The sequence below is a fragment of the Actinomyces naeslundii genome, from assembly GCF_001956585.1.
GTDB lineage: Bacteria > Actinomycetota > Actinomycetes > Actinomycetales > Actinomycetaceae > Actinomyces > Actinomyces naeslundii.
Genome location: NZ_MSRR01000003.1, coordinates 171,158 through 187,600 on the forward strand (window position 1 = coordinate 171,158; position 16,443 = coordinate 187,600).

Annotated in this window: 14 protein-coding genes; 11 read left to right on the forward strand and 3 right to left on the reverse strand. The window is 68.2% G+C overall.

The genetic code is table 11. The features are described 5' to 3' along the window. The first annotated feature begins 137 nt into the window (after window positions 1-137). Together aspS and BKH33_RS01750 are read left to right on the forward strand one after the other, a co-directional pair. Window positions 138-1,910 (forward strand): aspartate--tRNA ligase, encoded by a 1,773-nt coding sequence (gene aspS, locus BKH33_RS01745; protein WP_003779947.1) that lies wholly within the window; start codon window positions 138-140, stop codon window positions 1,908-1,910. A 271-nt stretch (window positions 1,911-2,181) separates the two neighbouring features. Beyond that, window positions 2,182-2,949, forward strand: a complete 768-nt coding sequence (locus BKH33_RS01750; protein WP_003779943.1) for an alpha/beta fold hydrolase — start codon at window positions 2,182-2,184, stop codon at window positions 2,947-2,949. A gap of 259 nt (window positions 2,950-3,208) precedes the next feature. Here BKH33_RS01750 and BKH33_RS01755 read toward each other — a convergent pair whose 3' ends face one another. The 3 genes from BKH33_RS01755 to BKH33_RS01765 all read right to left on the reverse strand — a co-directional run bounded on the left by BKH33_RS01755 (window position 3,209) and on the right by BKH33_RS01765 (window position 5,531). Then, window positions 3,209-4,762, reverse strand: a complete 1,554-nt coding sequence (locus tag BKH33_RS01755; protein ID WP_081395409.1) for a serine/threonine-protein kinase — start codon at window positions 4,760-4,762, stop codon at window positions 3,209-3,211. A gap of 132 nt (window positions 4,763-4,894) precedes the next feature. Further along, the gene (locus BKH33_RS01760; RefSeq protein WP_075406071.1) at window positions 4,895-5,218 is read right to left on the reverse strand and encodes a hypothetical protein; all 324 of its coding nucleotides are present in this window, start codon (window positions 5,216-5,218) and stop codon (window positions 4,895-4,897) included. After that, window positions 5,202-5,531 carry an ArsR/SmtB family transcription factor gene (locus BKH33_RS01765; RefSeq protein WP_043539127.1) on the reverse strand — a complete coding sequence of 110 codons (330 nt, stop codon included), beginning with the start codon at window positions 5,529-5,531 and terminating at the stop codon, window positions 5,202-5,204. Before BKH33_RS01765 ends, BKH33_RS01760 begins: the two co-directional genes overlap by 17 nt. Window positions 5,532-5,600: 69 nt before the next feature. Here BKH33_RS01765 and BKH33_RS01770 point away from each other — a divergent pair, with 69 nt between their 5' ends. The 9 genes from BKH33_RS01770 (at window position 5,601) to aroC (ending at window position 16,428) form a co-directional block, all read left to right on the forward strand. Beyond that, entirely contained in the window at window positions 5,601-6,374 is a 774-nt protein-coding gene (locus tag BKH33_RS01770) for a glycerophosphoryl diester phosphodiesterase (RefSeq protein ID WP_050998492.1), read from the forward strand. Window positions 6,375-6,431: 57 nt separating this feature from the next. After that, on the forward strand, window positions 6,432-7,049 hold the full coding sequence (locus BKH33_RS01775; protein ID WP_003782175.1) for an L-threonylcarbamoyladenylate synthase: 618 nt from the start codon (window positions 6,432-6,434) through the stop codon (window positions 7,047-7,049). 134 nt (window positions 7,050-7,183) lie between these two features. Continuing rightward, window positions 7,184-8,575, forward strand: coding sequence for a replication-associated recombination protein A (locus BKH33_RS01780; protein WP_003782187.1), 1,392 nt, complete (start codon window positions 7,184-7,186; stop codon window positions 8,573-8,575). A gap of 269 nt (window positions 8,576-8,844) precedes the next feature. Next, window positions 8,845-9,468, forward strand: coding sequence for a 30S ribosomal protein S4 (gene rpsD / locus BKH33_RS01785; RefSeq protein WP_003782217.1), 624 nt, complete (start codon window positions 8,845-8,847; stop codon window positions 9,466-9,468). Between the two features lie 228 nt (window positions 9,469-9,696). Continuing rightward, on the forward strand, window positions 9,697-12,408 hold the full coding sequence (alaS, locus tag BKH33_RS01790; protein WP_003782185.1) for an alanine--tRNA ligase: 2,712 nt from the start codon (window positions 9,697-9,699) through the stop codon (window positions 12,406-12,408). A 36-nt stretch (window positions 12,409-12,444) separates the two neighbouring features. Continuing rightward, window positions 12,445-12,960 carry a Holliday junction resolvase RuvX gene (gene ruvX, locus BKH33_RS01795; RefSeq protein WP_003782163.1) on the forward strand — a complete coding sequence of 172 codons (516 nt, stop codon included), beginning with the start codon at window positions 12,445-12,447 and terminating at the stop codon, window positions 12,958-12,960. Then, window positions 12,957-14,171, forward strand: a complete 1,215-nt coding sequence (gene mltG / locus BKH33_RS01800; RefSeq protein ID WP_003782208.1) for an endolytic transglycosylase MltG — start codon at window positions 12,957-12,959, stop codon at window positions 14,169-14,171. The genes ruvX and mltG overlap by 4 nt, the downstream gene beginning before the upstream one ends. A 13-nt stretch (window positions 14,172-14,184) precedes the next feature. After that, a complete protein-coding gene (locus tag BKH33_RS01805) occupies window positions 14,185-15,138 on the forward strand; it encodes a shikimate dehydrogenase (RefSeq protein WP_003782191.1) in 954 nt (317 codons plus the stop codon). A gap of 69 nt (window positions 15,139-15,207) precedes the next feature. Further along, window positions 15,208-16,428 (forward strand): chorismate synthase, encoded by a 1,221-nt coding sequence (gene aroC / locus BKH33_RS01810; protein WP_003782189.1) that lies wholly within the window; start codon window positions 15,208-15,210, stop codon window positions 16,426-16,428. The last annotated feature ends 15 nt before the right edge of the window (window positions 16,429-16,443 follow it).

Genomic DNA, 16,443 nt, shown 5'->3' on the forward strand with positions numbered 1-16,443 from the left:
TGACTCCGGTACCACCGCGGCACGGGCTTGAGGACCGAGCTCGGGGCTCCTTGTAAACTGCCGCCGGCGCCCACCCGTCTCGTGGTGCGCCCCGACGGGCACCGGCTCAGTGCCCCACACGGAAGGAACCCAGCACCGTGCTGCGAACTCGCACCGCAGGCTCCCTGCGCGCCTCAGACATCGGCCAGGTCGTCACCCTCACCGGATGGGTGGATCGGCGCCGTGACCATGGAGGCGTGGCCTTCATCGACCTGCGGGACGCCTCGGGGATCGCGCAGGTCGTCATCCGTGAGGAGGTCGCTCACGACCTGCGCGCCGAGTACGTCCTGGCCGTCACCGGTGAGGTGAGTGCCCGACCCGAGGGCAACGCCAACCCGAACCTGCCCACCGGCGAGATCGAGGTCGTCGTCTCCGACGTCGAGATCCTCAACACCTCCGCCCCGTTGCCTTTCCAGGTCTCCGACCACGCAGAGGACGCCGGGCAGGTCGGCGAGGAGGCGCGCCTGCGCTACCGCTATCTCGACCTGCGGCGCAGTGCCATGCAGCACGCCATCCGTCTGCGGGCCAAGGTCAGCCAGGCCGCCCGGAGGGTCCTGGACTCCCACGACTTCGTGGAGATCGAGACGCCGACCCTGACCCGCTCCACTCCGGAAGGAGCCCGCGACTTCCTCGTGCCCGCCCGCCTGGCCCCGGGATCCTGGTACGCCCTGCCACAGAGCCCGCAGCTGTTCAAGCAGCTCCTCATGGTCGCCGGCATGGAGCGCTACTACCAGATCGCCCGCTGCTACCGGGACGAGGACTTCCGCGCCGACCGCCAGCCCGAGTTCACCCAGCTCGACGTGGAGATGAGCTTCGTCGAGCAGGACGACGTCATCGCCGTCGCCGAGGACGTGCTGCGCGAGGTGTGGGCGCTCATCGGCTACGACCTACCCACACCCATCGCGCGCATGACCTACCGCGACGCCATGGAGAGGTACGGCTCGGACAAGCCCGACCTGCGCTTCGGCTGCGAGCTGGTGGACCTGACCAGCTACTTCAAGGACACCACCTTCCGGGTCTTCCAGAACCCCTACGTGGGCGCCGTTGTCATGCCCGGTGGAGCCTCCCAGTCGCGGCGCACCTTCGACGCCTGGCAGGAGTGGGCCAAGCAGCGCGGCGCCAAGGGCCTGGCCTACGTCACCGTCGCCGAGGACGGGACCCTCGGCGGGCCCGTCGCCAAGAACATCACCGACGCTGAGCGGGCCGGCCTGGCCCAGGCGGCCGGGGCCGAACCCGGTGACTGCATCTTCTTCGCCGCCGGACCCATGGACTCCTCGCGGGCCCTGCTGGGCGCCGCCCGCCTGGAGATCGGCAAGCGCTGCGGTCTCATCAACGACGACGAGTGGTCCTTCGTCTGGGTGGTGGACGCCCCCTTGTTCAAGCCCTCCGCCGAGGCCCGTGCCGATGGCGACGTGGCCCTGGGCAAGTCCGCCTGGACCGCTGTTCACCACGCCTTCACCTCGCCCAAGCCCGAGTGCCTGGAGACCTTCGACACCGACCCGGGCAACGCCCTGGCCTATGCGTACGACATCGTGTGCAACGGCAACGAGATCGGTGGCGGATCCATCCGTATCCACCGCAGCGATGTCCAGGAGCGCGTCTTCAACGTCATGGGGATCGGTGAGCAGGAGGCCCAGGAGAAGTTCGGCTTCCTGCTGGACGCCTTCAAGTTCGGTGCCCCGCCGCACGGCGGCATCGCCTTCGGCTGGGACCGCATCGTCTCCTTGCTGACCAAGGCCGACTCCATCCGTGACGTCATCGCCTTCCCCAAGTCCGGCGGCGGCTTCGACCCGCTGACCGAGGCGCCCGCTCCGATCACGCCCGAGCAGCGCAAGGAGGCCGGGGTCGACGCCGTCCCGGACGACGAGTGACGAATCCGACTCTGCGGCGCAGGGCAAAGAGGACGGGATGAAGCAGAGCTGAGTTCGAAGGTCGCGTCGTCAGGCTAAGACTTGCGGATGGGGTGCCGATCCCGGTGTCGCGGATACACCCGGGGGCCTCGGCCCCCGGGGAGCACCGAACTCGACGACTTTCGCCACAGGCCCTGGAAGACCTGCCCTCATCGGAATCGATGAGCTCAGCCGGGGCCGATGCGAGCACGGAGCTCGTGCGCGCTCTTCGCCTACACTCGACGAGGTGACGATGCTTGCGCTGCACGAGTGGGGCGCCCCGGCGGATCCGCCGCTGCTCTTGGTCCACGGCCTGACCGAATCGGCTACCGCCTGGCCCGACGCCGTGGCCCGCTGGTCCTCCCGGTATCACGTCCTCGCGATCGATCAGCGGGGGCACGGGGCTTCCCCGCGGTGGGATGACGAGACCCTGGCCCGGGCGCCGCAGACCATGCAAAAGGACCTTGAGAAGACGTTGGCCCTGTTCTCGGAGCCGCCGGTCGTCGTGGCCCACAGTCTGGGAGGGCTCATGTCGCTGCGGGTGAGCGTCGCCTGGCCCGAGCTGGTTCGGGCACTGGTCCTGGAGGACGTCGCACGTCCCACCGGGCACTGGGCCCCTGCCCCCTGGTTCGTGGAGCATCAGGAACGGTTCCTGGACGCCTTCGCCGACGGCGGCGCGGCCGAGCGGGAACGCATGAGGCGCGAGACCTCATGGAGCGAATCCGAGATCGAGGGCTGGGCCGCGTGCAAGAAACGGGTCGACCGCCGTTACATCCGCGAGGGCACCTATCTCGGCGAGGCCGACCTCGTCAGCGCCATCAACCGGCTGAGGACGCCGACGCTCTACCTGGCACCCCGCCGCGGCGACATGGCTCCTGACCCCACTGAAGTGACCAATCCGCTCGTGCGCCTGGTGCTGCTCGACGGCGTCGGCCACTGCGTGCGGCGGGACGCCCCGGAGGCCTACCACCGGCTCGTCGATCCCTTCATCGAGGAAGTCTTCGCCAGCACCGGCCGGTGACCCGCCCCTGGGCCTGGCCTGTTTCAGAGTCTTGCGGTTCGTGGTGGTACTGGTGCGTCGCGCCCACCGCCCGTGGCCAGTGTCAACCGAGGAGATGGGCGGGACGTTCTTCCACGGCAGATCCTTCAGAGTTCGGTGCAGGGTCTTCTGATTGCCCTCGACGATGAACGCGTAGTGACTACCCCGCCAAGAGATGCGGAACCGGGTCCTTGTCGGTGCGGGCCCCGTGCACGGCGGGGCGCGTGAGACCGCTGCAGACCTACAGCCGGCCCAGAACGCAGGCGAAACCGCGATTGCCCGCTTCCCACTCCTGATCACCGGGACCGAGCGTATTGATCGAGTAGCTGGTGGACAGGTCGAGTCCATAGCGCTCCGCGTAGGTGCTGGTGCAGGTGACCTTGACCTGCGGGTCATCCGTTAGCGCCTCGGAGGCGCTGGAAGCGGTCGTGGCCGGGTCGAAGGTTCCGCCGGCGAAGACGATCCAGTCGGCCTGGGAGCAGTCGACCTGGCTGACACTCGTGCTGCCCACGACCGAGGTGGTCCGGCTCAGGCAGGTTCCCAGCGGCCAGGGCATGTCGTCGGAGTATGGGATGCCCTGCGCGTTGACCTGCGCGGGAGTCGGGACGGCCGTCGGAGACGGTGAGGCCTTCTCGGAGCCGAGGGCACTCGCCCGAGCCGTGGCCGTGGAACCACTGCCGGCGCCCTTGGCCGGAGGAGTGCCGGTTGAGACGGGTGACGCCGAGGCCCGCGTGGCCGTCTGGTCCGCTGAGGATGCCGAGGGAATCAGGTTCGAGGTCGCGAGCAGGACGGCGGAGACGACGGCGCCTGCTGTCACGCCGAGTGCCAGGAGCAGGAAGGCCCTGCCTGAGCGTCTTGCACCGGATCCGGAGGCAGGGACCGCGGCAGCGGCGGGATGGTACGACCGCATCGCTGCCTGAGGGATGTCGATCGCCGAGCATGGGAGGCCACCGACCCGAGTCAGTGCCTCGGTGAGCTCATTGCCGTCGCGGTGCCGGAGCGCGGGGTCGGGGTGCAGCGCCCGGTCCAGGAGCGGGCGCAACGCCTCAGGGATACGCGTGTCTGAGGTGTCCACGGGCACGGACAGGTGGTTGATGATCTCCGGTAGGCTTCGGGCCGAGCCGTCGGCGGTGCGACGAGGACCGCGGCCGGTCAGGAGCGTGAACAGAACGGCCCCCATCGACCACACGTCGCCGCTGGGTGAGGGCTCAGCCAGGGTGAAGGCCTCCGGCGGAGCGAAGTCTGGCGTCATCGTCTCCAGGGTGACGGAGGACTCGATGCCCTCGCGCTGGATGGCGGCGAGGCCGAAGTCGCTCAGACGCGGGCTCCCGTAGGCGTCGATGAGGATGTTTCCGGGCTTGATATCGCGGTGGAGGACTCCGGCTTCGTGAGCGGCTCCCAGGGCGGCGGAGACGGCCGTGACGATGCTGACGGCCTGGGCGGCACTGAGCTCGCAGCGCTCGAGGACCTGGGCCAAGGAGCCTCCGTCACAGCGTTCCATGACCAGGTAGGGACGTCCGTCGGGCAGTACCCCCGAGTCGATCAGTGAGACCGCGTTCGGGTGCCCACTGATCCGGCTGGCCGCCGCCATCTCCCGCATGAAGCGTCGACGGTTGCGTTCATCGTGCAATGGCCGGGAGTCGATCTTGACGGCCACTGGACGCCGCAATGAGACTTGCTCCCCGGCGTAGACGGTGGCGAATCCTCCCTGCCCCAGCGGTTCTCCCAGACGGACACCGGGAACCGGCGGCGCGACGTGCGCAAAGGCCTTGGAGACAGGGAAGGGGCTGCTCATGGGCACATGATCGTTGCGAGCGCACATCGGCGCAAACCTGTGGGGCCTTCTGCCGAAAGACGTCCTTCGGCAGAAGGCCCCACAACAGTGCACCGCAAGCGGTGCGCGTCCAGGGATGACCGACTGAATCGATCAGGCGGCGTGCGTGCAGGTCGGGCAGGAGCAGTCCTCGCAGGTGCACGAGGAGCAGGAGTCCGAGCAGTGCTCGCACGAGCAGGTGTTGTGGTTGCAGGTCGGGCAGGTGCAGTCCTCGCACTCGCACACGGCGCAGGAGTCCGAGCAGTGCTCACAGGAGCAGGTGTCGCACTCGTCGTAGTGGCCGTTGTCCTCGTGGTGGGCGTGGCCGTTGTGGATGTAGTCCACGTGATCGCCGTGGATGACGGCGAGGTGTCCACAGTTCGGGCCGTGGGTGTGGTGGTGGGCCTCAGCGGGGCGGTGCTCAGTGGTGGCAGTCATGATCGTGCTCCTTGGTGTGCTCGAGGGTGTCGATGAAGATCGATGCGACGTGGTCGTCAATGAGGGAGTAGCTCTGGCGCCTGCCATCGCGGATCGACTCAACCAGGTGGGCGTTGCGCAGGACCCGCAGGTGATGGGAGACCAGAGGCTGGGAGACGCCGAGGAACGCCACCAGCTCGGTGACGTCGGCCGGCGAGCTGATGAGGCGGTAGACGATGCTCGCCCTCATGGGGTGAGCCAGCGCCTTGAACAGCTGCACCACGGCGGAGTCGTCCCCTAGAGGGGCCGCCGGCGGCGTCGCGACCTTTCGCATGTAGGAGATTTTATATCAAAAAACCTTGATGTCAAGGACGTGTTCATCGCCTCGTGTAGCATTCCGGTCATGTCGTCGGCGACCTCAGGCAGTGACGGATTCGTGCGCGATAGCGGGCGAATGATCATCGGGCACCGAGGCCTGAGCTCCCTCGCCCCGGAGAACACCATGGCCGCCTTCCGCAGTGCGGTGGACCATCAGGTGGCCTGGGTGGAGGCGGACGTCGACATCATCGCCGATGGGACGGTCATCGTCTGCCATGACTCGACTCTGGACCGGACCACTAACCGTTCAGGCCGGTACGGCGGGCTGAACGTGGCCGACCTGGCGGACATCGACGCCGGAGGCTGGTTCTCACCGCAGTTCCGGGGAGAGCCGATCCCGACCTTGCGGAATCTCATTGACCTCATGAACGCCACCGGCCTCAACGCCAATATCGAGATCAAGCCCAGTGAGGCCGGGCGAGAGGAGACACTGCGTCTTATCGACGCGGTCATCGCCGAGCTCGAAGGTGTGCGTCCAGGCGTGGAGGTGATCGTCTCCTCCTTCAGTCACCTCCTGCTCCACCTGTTCAAGCAACGCGCCCCGAAGGTGCCCGTGGGGTGCCTCTATAAGAGCGGAACGCTGTCAAGCGACTGGAGGAGCACGCTTCAGATCGTGGGTGCGGACTACATCCACCCAGAGGACTCCGGGCTGACCCGAGAGAAGGTCCAGGCCTTTCGGCGGGCGGGCTACGGCGTCAATGTCTGGACCATCAACTCGCTGAGCAGGGCCAATGAGCTCTTCAACTGGGGCGTCACCGGAGTCTTCTCCGACATCGCCCACCAGATCCCTCGCCACTGATGATCTTCGCCGCCCGGAATGCTATGTGAGCGCAGTCACCAGATGTAGGGTGAGTTCATGTCACGCTACATCGAGCTCCACCCCGTGAACCCGCAGGTCCGTCTGGTTGAGAAAGTCGTCGACACCTTGCGCGACGGCGGTCTGGTCGCCTATCCCACTGACTCCGGCTACGCCCTGGCCTGTGCGCCGGGGAACAAGGAGGGCCTGGACCGCATCCGTACCATCCGTCAGCTCGACGGCAAGCACAACTTCACCTTCGTGTGCGCCGACTTCGCCCAGGTGGGTCCCTTGGCCATCGTGGGCAACAACGCCTTCAGGCTCATCAAGCGCCTCACGCCAGGACCATGGACCTTCATTCTCAAGGGCACCAAGGACGTTCCTCGGATGACGCTCAACCCCAAGAAGCACACGCTGGGCGTGCGCATCCCGGACCACGCCATCACCCAGTCCCTCGTCGCCGAGTTCGGTGCCCCCATCCTGTCCTCCACCTTCATCCGCCCCGGACAGGAGGAACCGGAGACCAACGGGTGGGAGATCGAGGAGTCCCTTGGGCACCTCATCGACGTCGTCATCGAGGGTCCCGTGGGGCAGGGTGAGTCGACCACCGTCGTCGACCTGACCGATGACGTTCCCGAGGTGGTTCGTGAGGGCGCTGGAGACATCAGTCTGCTCTGACCGATCCGGGCGCTCTCGTTCTCGCAGTGCTCTCCGGGTCCGGTTGGCGTCGGACCCGGAGAGAGCTCGTCGTAGCCACCTGGGTGACCAGTGGTTCCAGTGGAGTCGTGAGCGGGGGAGGATAGGGTCGGCCCATGGACCTGTTCGAGTCGGCCGGCACTGACGAGGTCGGGATTCCCGTGGACTCCCACGCGCCGCTGGCTGTGCGGATGCGCCCCCGCACGCTGGATGAGCTTCAGGGGCAGGCGCACCTGCTGACCCCCGGATCCCCTCTGCGTCGCCTCGTGGAGCCTGCCGAGGTGACGCTGCACTCGCAGCCGGGCACGCGGGCGAGCGCCACCTCACGGCACCCCGGTGCGGCTCTGTCCTCAGTCATCCTGTGGGGGCCGCCCGGCACCGGAAAGACGACGCTGGCCTATCTGGTGGCGCGGGGCAGCGGGCGCCGTTTCGTGGAGCTGTCGGCGGTGACCGCAGGTGTCAAGGACGTGCGTGCCGTGGTCACCGATGCCAGGCGACGCCTGGCGGCGGGGGAGGAGACGGTCCTGTTCATCGACGAGGTCCACCGCTTCTCCCGCTCTCAGCAGGACGCCCTCCTGCCCAGTGTCGAGAACCGGTGGGTCACACTCATCGCCGCCACGACGGAGAACCCGTCCTTCAGTGTCGTCTCGCCGCTCCTGTCCCGCTCCCTGCTCCTGACTCTTCACCCCCTGGGCGCCGAGGACATCGGGTGCCTGGTCGATCGCGCCGTGAGCGACAACCGCGGCCTGGCCGGAGCCGTTTGCGTCACCGAGGAGGCGCGCGAGCAGATCGTGCGCATGGCCGGCTCCGACGCCCGCAAGGCCCTGACCGTGCTGGAGGCCGCCGCGGGCACGGTCCTGGCGCGGGAGGAGCCCCTTATCGAGGTCGCCGACGTCGAGCAGGCCGCCGATGTGGCGGCCGTGCGTTACGACCGGGCCGGAGACCAGCACTACGACGTCATCAGCGCCTTCATCAAGTCCATGCGTGGTTCCGATCCCGACGCCACCATGCACTACCTGGCACGCATGATCGCCGCCGGGGAGGACCCCCGGTACATCGCTCGCCGCATCGTCATCCACGCCGCCGAGGACGTGGGACTGGCCGACCCCACGGTGCTGTCCACTGCCGTGGCCGCGCAGCAGGCAGTCGCCCTGATCGGGATGCCGGAGTCCGGGCTCATCCTGGCCGAGGCCGCCCTCGCCGTGGCGACAGCTCCCAAGTCCAACGCGGTCACGGTGGCGCTCAGCGAGTCGCTGGCGGACGTGAGCGCGGGCAAGGCCCCTCCGGTACCCGCCCACCTGCGCGACGCGCACTACGCGGGCGCCGAGGGGCTCGGGCACGGCAAGGGCTACCGCTACCCGCACGACTTCCCTCATGCCGTCGTCGGCCAGCAGTACCTGCCCGACGAGCTCGAGGGCAGTCGGTACTACCGTCCCAGCGGCAACGGATTCGAGAAGCAGCTGGCCTCCCGACTCGAGGCCGTGCGCCGCATCCTTGAGGAACGGTGACAATGATGGCCCCACCCAGGACTGAAGCGGGAGCGGGACAGGGTTGAGGACCGCCTCACACCAGGCGATTCCGGCATGGGTTTTCGTCGGCGAGCACGCTACAGTTCTCGAGTTGTCCACATCGAAGATGATCGGCGGCGGCGCCTACCGGTACCGCCGTTCGATGACGATGCAGACCTCCTGGGGTCCCGGCCCGAACCGCGGCTGACCCCGCGCCGTCGGCGTCCTGCCCGCGGCGTGCGACTACCGATCCGACAGGAATGAAACACATGAGCTCTTCACGCTCCCGCCGCCAGGTGCGTCTGTCACGCGCCCTCGGCATCCCGCTGACCCCCAAGGCCGTGCGCTACTTCGAGCGCCGCCCCTACGGCCCCGGTGAGCACGGCCGTGCCCGTCGTCGCACCGAGTCCGACTACGCCGTGCGTCTCAAGGAGAAGCAGCGTCTGCGCGCCCAGTACGGCATCCGCGAGGCTCAGCTCCAGCGCGTCTTCGAGGAGGCCCGTCGTGGCCAGGGCCTGACCGGTGAGTCCCTCGTCGAGCTGCTCGAGATGCGTCTGGACGCCCTCGTCCTGCGCTCCGGGATCGCCCGTACCATCGCCCAGGCCCGTCAGGACGTGGTCCACCGCCACATCCTCGTTGACGGCAAGGTCGTGGACCGCCCCTCCTACCGCGTCAAGCCCGGCCAGACCATCCAGGTCCGTCCCCGCTCCCAGGTGATGGTGCCCTTCCAGGTCGCCGCCGCCGGCGCCCACCGCGACGTGCTGCCGCCCGTCCCGGACTACCTCAACGTGGACCTCGAGAAGCTCTCGGCCACGCTGGTGCGCCGCCCCAAGCGCGACGAGGTCCCCGTGACCTGTGACGTCCAGATGGTCGTCGAGTACTACTCGCGCTGACGCCCACGTATACCTGACGCCGGGGCGCCCCGGACCCACCAGAGGTTCGGGGCGTCCCGGCGTGGGAGTACGCTCACCAGGGAGCCCCCGATCGGCTCCGGCCCCGCAGCCACCTGGATCCGCTGTCGAGTCGCCCGACCGGTCGACCACACCACACTGTCCACACGCCCCAGCACGCGGCCCGTGCGCCACGTGAGCGGGCACCCCCTCGAACAGGATGAGGACCCCATGCGCACATCCGAAATCCGCAGCCGATGGCTGGACTACTTCGCCGCGAACGAGCACGAGATCCGGCCGTCGGTCTCCCTGGTGTCCCCGGAGCCCTCCATCCTGTTCACCGTGGCGGGCATGGTGCCCTTCATCCCCTACATCCTGGGCACGGAGGAGGCCCCCTGGCCCCGTGCGGCCTCGGTGCAGAAGTGCATCCGCACCAATGACATCGACAACGTCGGTATCACCACGCGCCACGGCACCTTCTTCCAGATGAACGGCAACTTCTCCTTCGGCGACTACTTCAAGGAGGGAGCCATCTCCTACGCCTGGGGCCTGCTGACGGGCAGTCGCGAGGAGGGCGGCTACGGCCTGGACGGGGACCGGCTGTGGATGACAATCTGGGAGGAGGACCAGGTCTCCCTCGACTACTGGACCCGCGAGATCGGTGTTCCCGCCGAGCGCATCCAGCTGCTTCCCTTCAAGGACATCTCCTGGTCGACCGGGCAGCCCGGACCGGCCGGCTCCTGCTGCGAGATCCACTACGACCGCGGCCCCGCCTACGGACCCGACGGCGGCCCCGCTGTCGACACCCAGGGCGACCGCTTCCTGGAGATCTGGAACCTCGTCTTCGACGAGTTCCTGCGCGGAGAGGGCAAGGGACACGACTTCGAGCTCCTGGGCAAGCTCGACCAGACCGCCATCGACACCGGTGCCGGTCTGGAGCGCCTCGCCTTCATCATGCAGGACAAGCCCAACATGTATGAGATCGACGAGGTCCTCCCCGTCATCAAGGCCGCCGAGGAGCTCTCCGGCAAGGTCTACGGCCGCGGCGCCGCCGGCCCCGAGGCCGGCGAGGCCCACCATGACGACGTGCGCATGCGAGTCGTGGCCGACCACGTGCGCTCGGCGCTCATGCTCATCTCCGACGGCGTGCGCCCCGGCAACGACGGACGCGGTTACGTCCTGCGCCGACTCATCCGCCGTGCGGTGCGCTCCATGAGGCTGCTCGGCGTCGACGAGGCCGCCATGCCCACGCTGCTGACCGCCTCGAAGGACGCCATGAAGGCCTCCTACCCCGAGCTGGAGACCGGCTGGCACACCATCTCCGAGGTCGCCTACGGTGAGGAGGACGCCTTCCGTCGCACCCTGGCAGCCGGCACCACGATCCTGGACACCGCCGTGGCCACCGCCAAGAAGGACGCCGGCAGGACCGGTCGTCCACTGGTGTCCGGCAAGAGTGCCTTCGAGCTGCACGACACCTACGGCTTCCCCATCGACCTCACCCTGGAGATGGCGGCCGAGCATGGAGTCGACGTCGACGAGAGCGCCTTCCGCAGCCTCATGAACGAGCAGAAGGAGCGCGCCCGCGCCGACGCCCGCGCCAAGAAGACCGGGCACGCCGACATCCGCGTCTTCCGCGAGCTGGAGAAGGAGATGGGCGGCGGCTCGACATTCCTGGGCTACACCGAGTCCTCCGCCGAGGCCACCGTTGCCGGTGTGCTGGTCGGCGGCATCCCGCAGAGCGTCGTCACCGCCCCGGCCGAGGTCGAGGTCATCCTGGACCGCACCCCCTTCTATGCCGAGATGGGTGGTCAGCTTGCCGACCAGGGCACGATCCGACTGGCCGACGGCGGCACCGTCGAGGTCAATGACGTCCAGGCCCCCGTCAAGGGACTGCACGTCCACCGCGGCACCCTGACCGAGGGCACGATCGCCGTGGGGGAGAAGGCCTTCGCCCAGATCGACGTGGCCCGCCGCCTGGCGATCGCTCGGGCTCACACCTCCACCCACATGGTCCACAAGGCGCTCCACGAGATCGTCTCCGACAACGCCACCCAGGCCGGCAGCGAGAACTCCCCCTCCCGCATGCGCTTCGACTTCCGCCACGGCTCGGCCCTGGCCGGTGACCAGATCGCCGGCATCGAGGAGCGGGTCAACGCCAGGCTCTCCGAGGACCTGGCCGTCACCGACGAGGTCATGGACATCGACGCCGCCCGAGCCGCGGGTGCCATGGCCCTGTTCGGTGAGAAGTACGGCAAGGAGGTGCGGGTCGTCTCCATCGGCGGTGACTGGTCCAAGGAGCTGTGCGCCGGGACCCACGTGCCCACCACGGGGCACATCGGCCGTATCGCGGTGGTGGGCGAGTCCTCGATCGGTTCGGGCGTGCGTCGCATTGACGCGCTCGTCGGCGATGGCGCCTACGGCTACCAGGCCAAGGAGCACGCGCTGGTTTCCCAGCTCTCCACGATGGTCGGGGGCCGTCCCGAGGACCTGCCCGAGCGTGTCGAAGGACTCATGACTCGGCTGAAGGACGCCGAGAAGCGTCTCGCTGCCGCTGAGCAGGCGGCACTGGCAGCACGCACGGCCGACATCGTCTCCGACGCCGTGCGCGTGGGCGAGGTACGGCTGGTCTCGGCCAACCTCGGCTCCGTCGGCTCGGCCGACGCCGTCCGTTCTCTGGCCCTGGACGCCCGCAGCCGGCTCGGTGACTCCGAACCCGCCGTCGTCGCCGTCGGCGCGGTCCTGAGCTCGCGCCCGGTAGTGGTGGTCGCCACCAACGGTGGTGCTCGGGACCAGGGCATTCGTGCCGGCGCGCTGGTGCGTACCGCGGCTCAGGTGCTGGGCGGCGGAGGCGGAGGCAAGGACGACCTGGCCCAGGGCGGCGGGCAGAACCCCGAGGCACTGGACGAGGCGCTGCGGGCCGTCGCCGACCAGATCAAGGCGTGATTCGGCGAGCTCGCCCCGGACTCCTGAGCAGATTACGTGACAGACTCATCAGCCCAACCGGCTCCGGCAGGCTTCCGGACCGGAGTGCGACTCGCCTTCGACGTCGGAAAGGCACGTATTGGTGTCGCTCGTTGCGATCAGGACGCGATCCTGTCGTTTCCTGTGGTAACTCTCAGGCGGGACCGTTATGGTGCTGATCTCGACGAGGCCGTTGACCTCGTCGATGAGTACGGTGCCTTCGAGGTGATCGTCGGTCTGCCCAAGCGCATGGGCGGTGGCAGCTCGAGCTCGACCAGAGACGCCCGCAACTGGGCCCGAGACCTGGCCGGCCGTCTGCATCCGCAGGTGTGCGTCCGGCTGGTCGACGAACGGCTCACCACCGTCACTGCTCACCGGGATCTGCACGCGGCCGGCCTGAAGGAGAGAAGCTTTCGCGGTATCGTCGACCAAGCGGCAGCGGTCGTCATCCTTGAACAGGCCATCACAACCGAGCGGATGTCCGGGGTTCCGGCCGGTGAGCGAGTCCCCCCGATCAAGAGAGGCAGAGCGTGAGCCACGACGATTTCTTCGCCGAGCTCGGCATCCAGCGCGATGAAGATGCTGGTGACGCCAAAGACAAGCCCAAGAGCCGCAAGCAGCTGCGTATGGAGAAGGTCGAACGCCGCCAGCGCAAGCGGCGTCGGCACTGGCTGACGAGCCTCGTCATCGTCATCACCCTCGCGGCAGTTGGCGTCCTGGGCTACAAGGCCATCGGAATCATGCGAGACGCCTCTGCCCAGGCGACCCACGCCGAGGACTACAAAGGTAACGGCGAGGGCGAGGTCACTGTCACCATCCCGGAGGGCGCCTCCGGGCTGGACATCGGTGACATCCTCCAGGAGAAGGGCGTTGTCGCCTCCGGCAAGGCCTTCACCAATGCAGTGAAGAACAACCCGAAGGGCAACACCATTCAGCCGGGCACCTACAAGCTCAAGAAGAAGATGTCGGCCAACGCTGCGCTCCAGGCACTGCTCGATCCCGAGACCAAGGGTGACCACACCCTGACGGTGTCGGCCGGTCACACGAAGCAGATCGTCAAGGACCGGCTCAAGCAAGTCGGCAACTTCTCCGACGAGCAGATCGACGCCGCCTTCGCCGATACAGCTGGCATCGGCCTGCCCGCTGAGGCGGGTGGGAACGTCGAGGGCTGGCTCGCTCCGGGGACCTACGACGTCACCGAGAAAGCCACCCCCAAGGACCTGGTCAAGCAGATGGTCTCCCGGACCGTTACCCAGCTCAAGGACCTCAAGGTTCCCAAGGAGGACTACCACGCGGTCCTGACCAAGGCCTCCATCATCGAGCGAGAGGTCAACGACTCCAGGTACTACGGTCAGGTGGCTCGGGTCATCGAGAACCGTCTGGCCCAGACCAGTGGTGAGACCCATGGCCTGCTCCAGATGGACTCGACAGTGCAATACGGCCTGGGGCGTTTCGGCGGCATCCCGAACTCCACCGAGCTGGCGGACTCCAACAACGCGTACAACACCTACGTCCACCAGGGGCTCCCGCCAGGACCGATCGGCAGTCCCAGCGAGGAAGCCATCAAGGCGGTGCTCAACCCGCCGGCCGGAAGCTGGCTCTACTTCGTCACGGTCAATCTCGAGACCGGTGAGACCCTGTTCTCCTCCACAAGTGAGGAGCAGAAGGCCAACACCAAGAAGCTCGATGAGTACTGCAAGAAGAACGAGGAGATCTGCAACGGCGGGAAGAAGAAGAGTGGCTGATCGGGCGAACGCGGTGATCCGCCACCGTGCCGCCGTTACCGGCAGTCCAGTGAGCCACTCGCTGTCTCCTGTGCTGCATCGCGCCGCCTACGCCGGGCTGGGTCTGGGCGACTGGTCCTATGAGCGCCGCGAGACGGCGCCGGCGGACCTGCCCGTGCTGCTCACCGAGATGGCCGCTCCGGTGCAGACCGGACCGGTCTGGGCGGGACTGAGCGTCACCATGCCCCATAAGCAGGCGCTCCTGGCGCACCTGGACGTTGTTGATCCCCTGGCCGAGGCCGTCGGGGCGGTGAACACCGTGGTCGCGCAGCGCAGCGGCGCCGGAGGCGCGCTCCTGGCCGGATTCAACACCGACGTCGCCGGCATCGTCGGTGCGCTGCGGGAGACGGCGCATAGGACGCCTGGAGACTCCTCGCAGAAGCATCCTCCGATCGAGCGCGCAGTCGTCCTCGGCTCGGGCGCCACCGCCTGCTCGGCGCTGGCGGCGCTCGGCGAGCTCGGGGCCGGTCGCATCACTGTCGCCGCGCGCCGCCACGCCGGTCCGGGCCGAGCGCTCAGCGCCGCGCACCGCATGGGGCTGGACATTGAAACCCTCACGTGGAAACCGGTGGACCCGGCCTCCAACGCGGAGGTGGCCCGGTACCTGGTCTCGGCCGATGTCGTGGTCTCCACGTTGCCGGCAAAGGCGGCGGACCCTCTGGCAGGTCCTGTGGGCGAGGTCCTGGATCGCTCGGGCGGAACCCGGCCGGGAGCCGTCTTGCTCGACGTCGTCTATGACCCCTGGCCCACTGCTCTCGCCGAGGCCTGGGCGCGGGGCGGGGGAGCCGTGGCCCCGGGCTGGCTCATGCTCCTGCACCAGGCCGTGCCCCAGGTCCAGCTCATGACCGGGCAGCATCCGGACATCGAGCTCATGCGCGAGGCGCTTCTGTCAGCACTGACGACGCCGGCAACGACCCTTGCGCACTGAGGGCCGTCGCATCTGACGATCCACCCCAGGACGCCGGAGACGTCTTCGGCGTGTGAGAGTATCTGTCTCATGCTTCGATGGATGACGGCCGGAGAGTCCCACGGCGAGGCCCTGACGGCGGTGATGGAGGGCGTACCCGCGGGTGTACGGATCACCAGTGAGGACATCAGGACCGCGCTGGCCCGCAGGCGTCTGGGACACGGGCGTGGTGCCCGCCAGGCCTTCGAGCGCGATGAGCTGCGGATCCTGGGCGGTATCCGCCATGGCAGCACCATCGGCAGCCCCGTCGCACTGCAGATCGGCAACTCCGAGTGGCCCAAGTGGTCCACCGTGATGAGCGCCGACCCCGTGGATCCTCGCGACCTGCTCATTGACGCGGGCACCGGCGACGAGCGTGAGATCGCCCGTAATCGTCCCCTGACCCGCCCCCGTCCCGGGCACGCGGACCTGCCCGGAATGCTCAAGTACGACCTGGATGAGGCCCGCCCGGTCCTGGAACGGGCCTCGGCCCGCGAGACCGCCGCCCGTGTGGCGCTGGGGGCACTCGCTGAGGCCGTCCTGGCCCAGGTCGCCGGCACCAGGCTGGTCAGCCACGTCGTACGTATCGGGACCGTCGCCCTGCCCGATGACGTGCCTGCGCCGACCGCGGAGGACACTGAGCGCCTCGACGCCGACCCCGTGCGCTGTACCGATCCCGCCACCAGCGCTGCCATGGTCGCGGAGATCGACGCCGCCAAGAAGGCCGGGGACACGCTCGGCGGCGTCGTCGAGGTCGTTGCTGTAGGCGTGCCGGTGGGACTGGGCACCCACGTCTCGGCCGACCGTCGTCTCGACGCCCGGCTGGCGGCCGCACTCATGGGCATTCAAGCCGTCAAGGGCGTGGAGATCGGTGACGGTTTCGCCGAGGCGGCCCGGCGGGGCTCGGCCGCGCACGATGAGATCGTCTCAGCGCGCGATGGTGAGATCACCCGGAGCACGAACCGAGCCGGCGGTGTCGAAGGCGGCATCTCCAACGGCTCCGAGCTGCGGGTACGAGCCGCCTTCAAACCGATTTCGACGGTGCCCCGGGCTCTGCGCACCGTCGACCTGGCCACCGGTGAGGCGGCCACCGGGCTCCACCAGCGCTCCGACGTGTGCGCCGTCGTCCCCGGCGCCGTGATCGCTCAGGCCATGACCGCCTTGGTCCTGGCCGATCTTCTCCTGGACAAGACCGGTGGTGACTCGGTTACCGAGGCCAGGCGCAACCTTCAGGCCTACCTGGCCCACATAGCCCAGCGGACACACTGGTGAACCGAGTGGTAATTC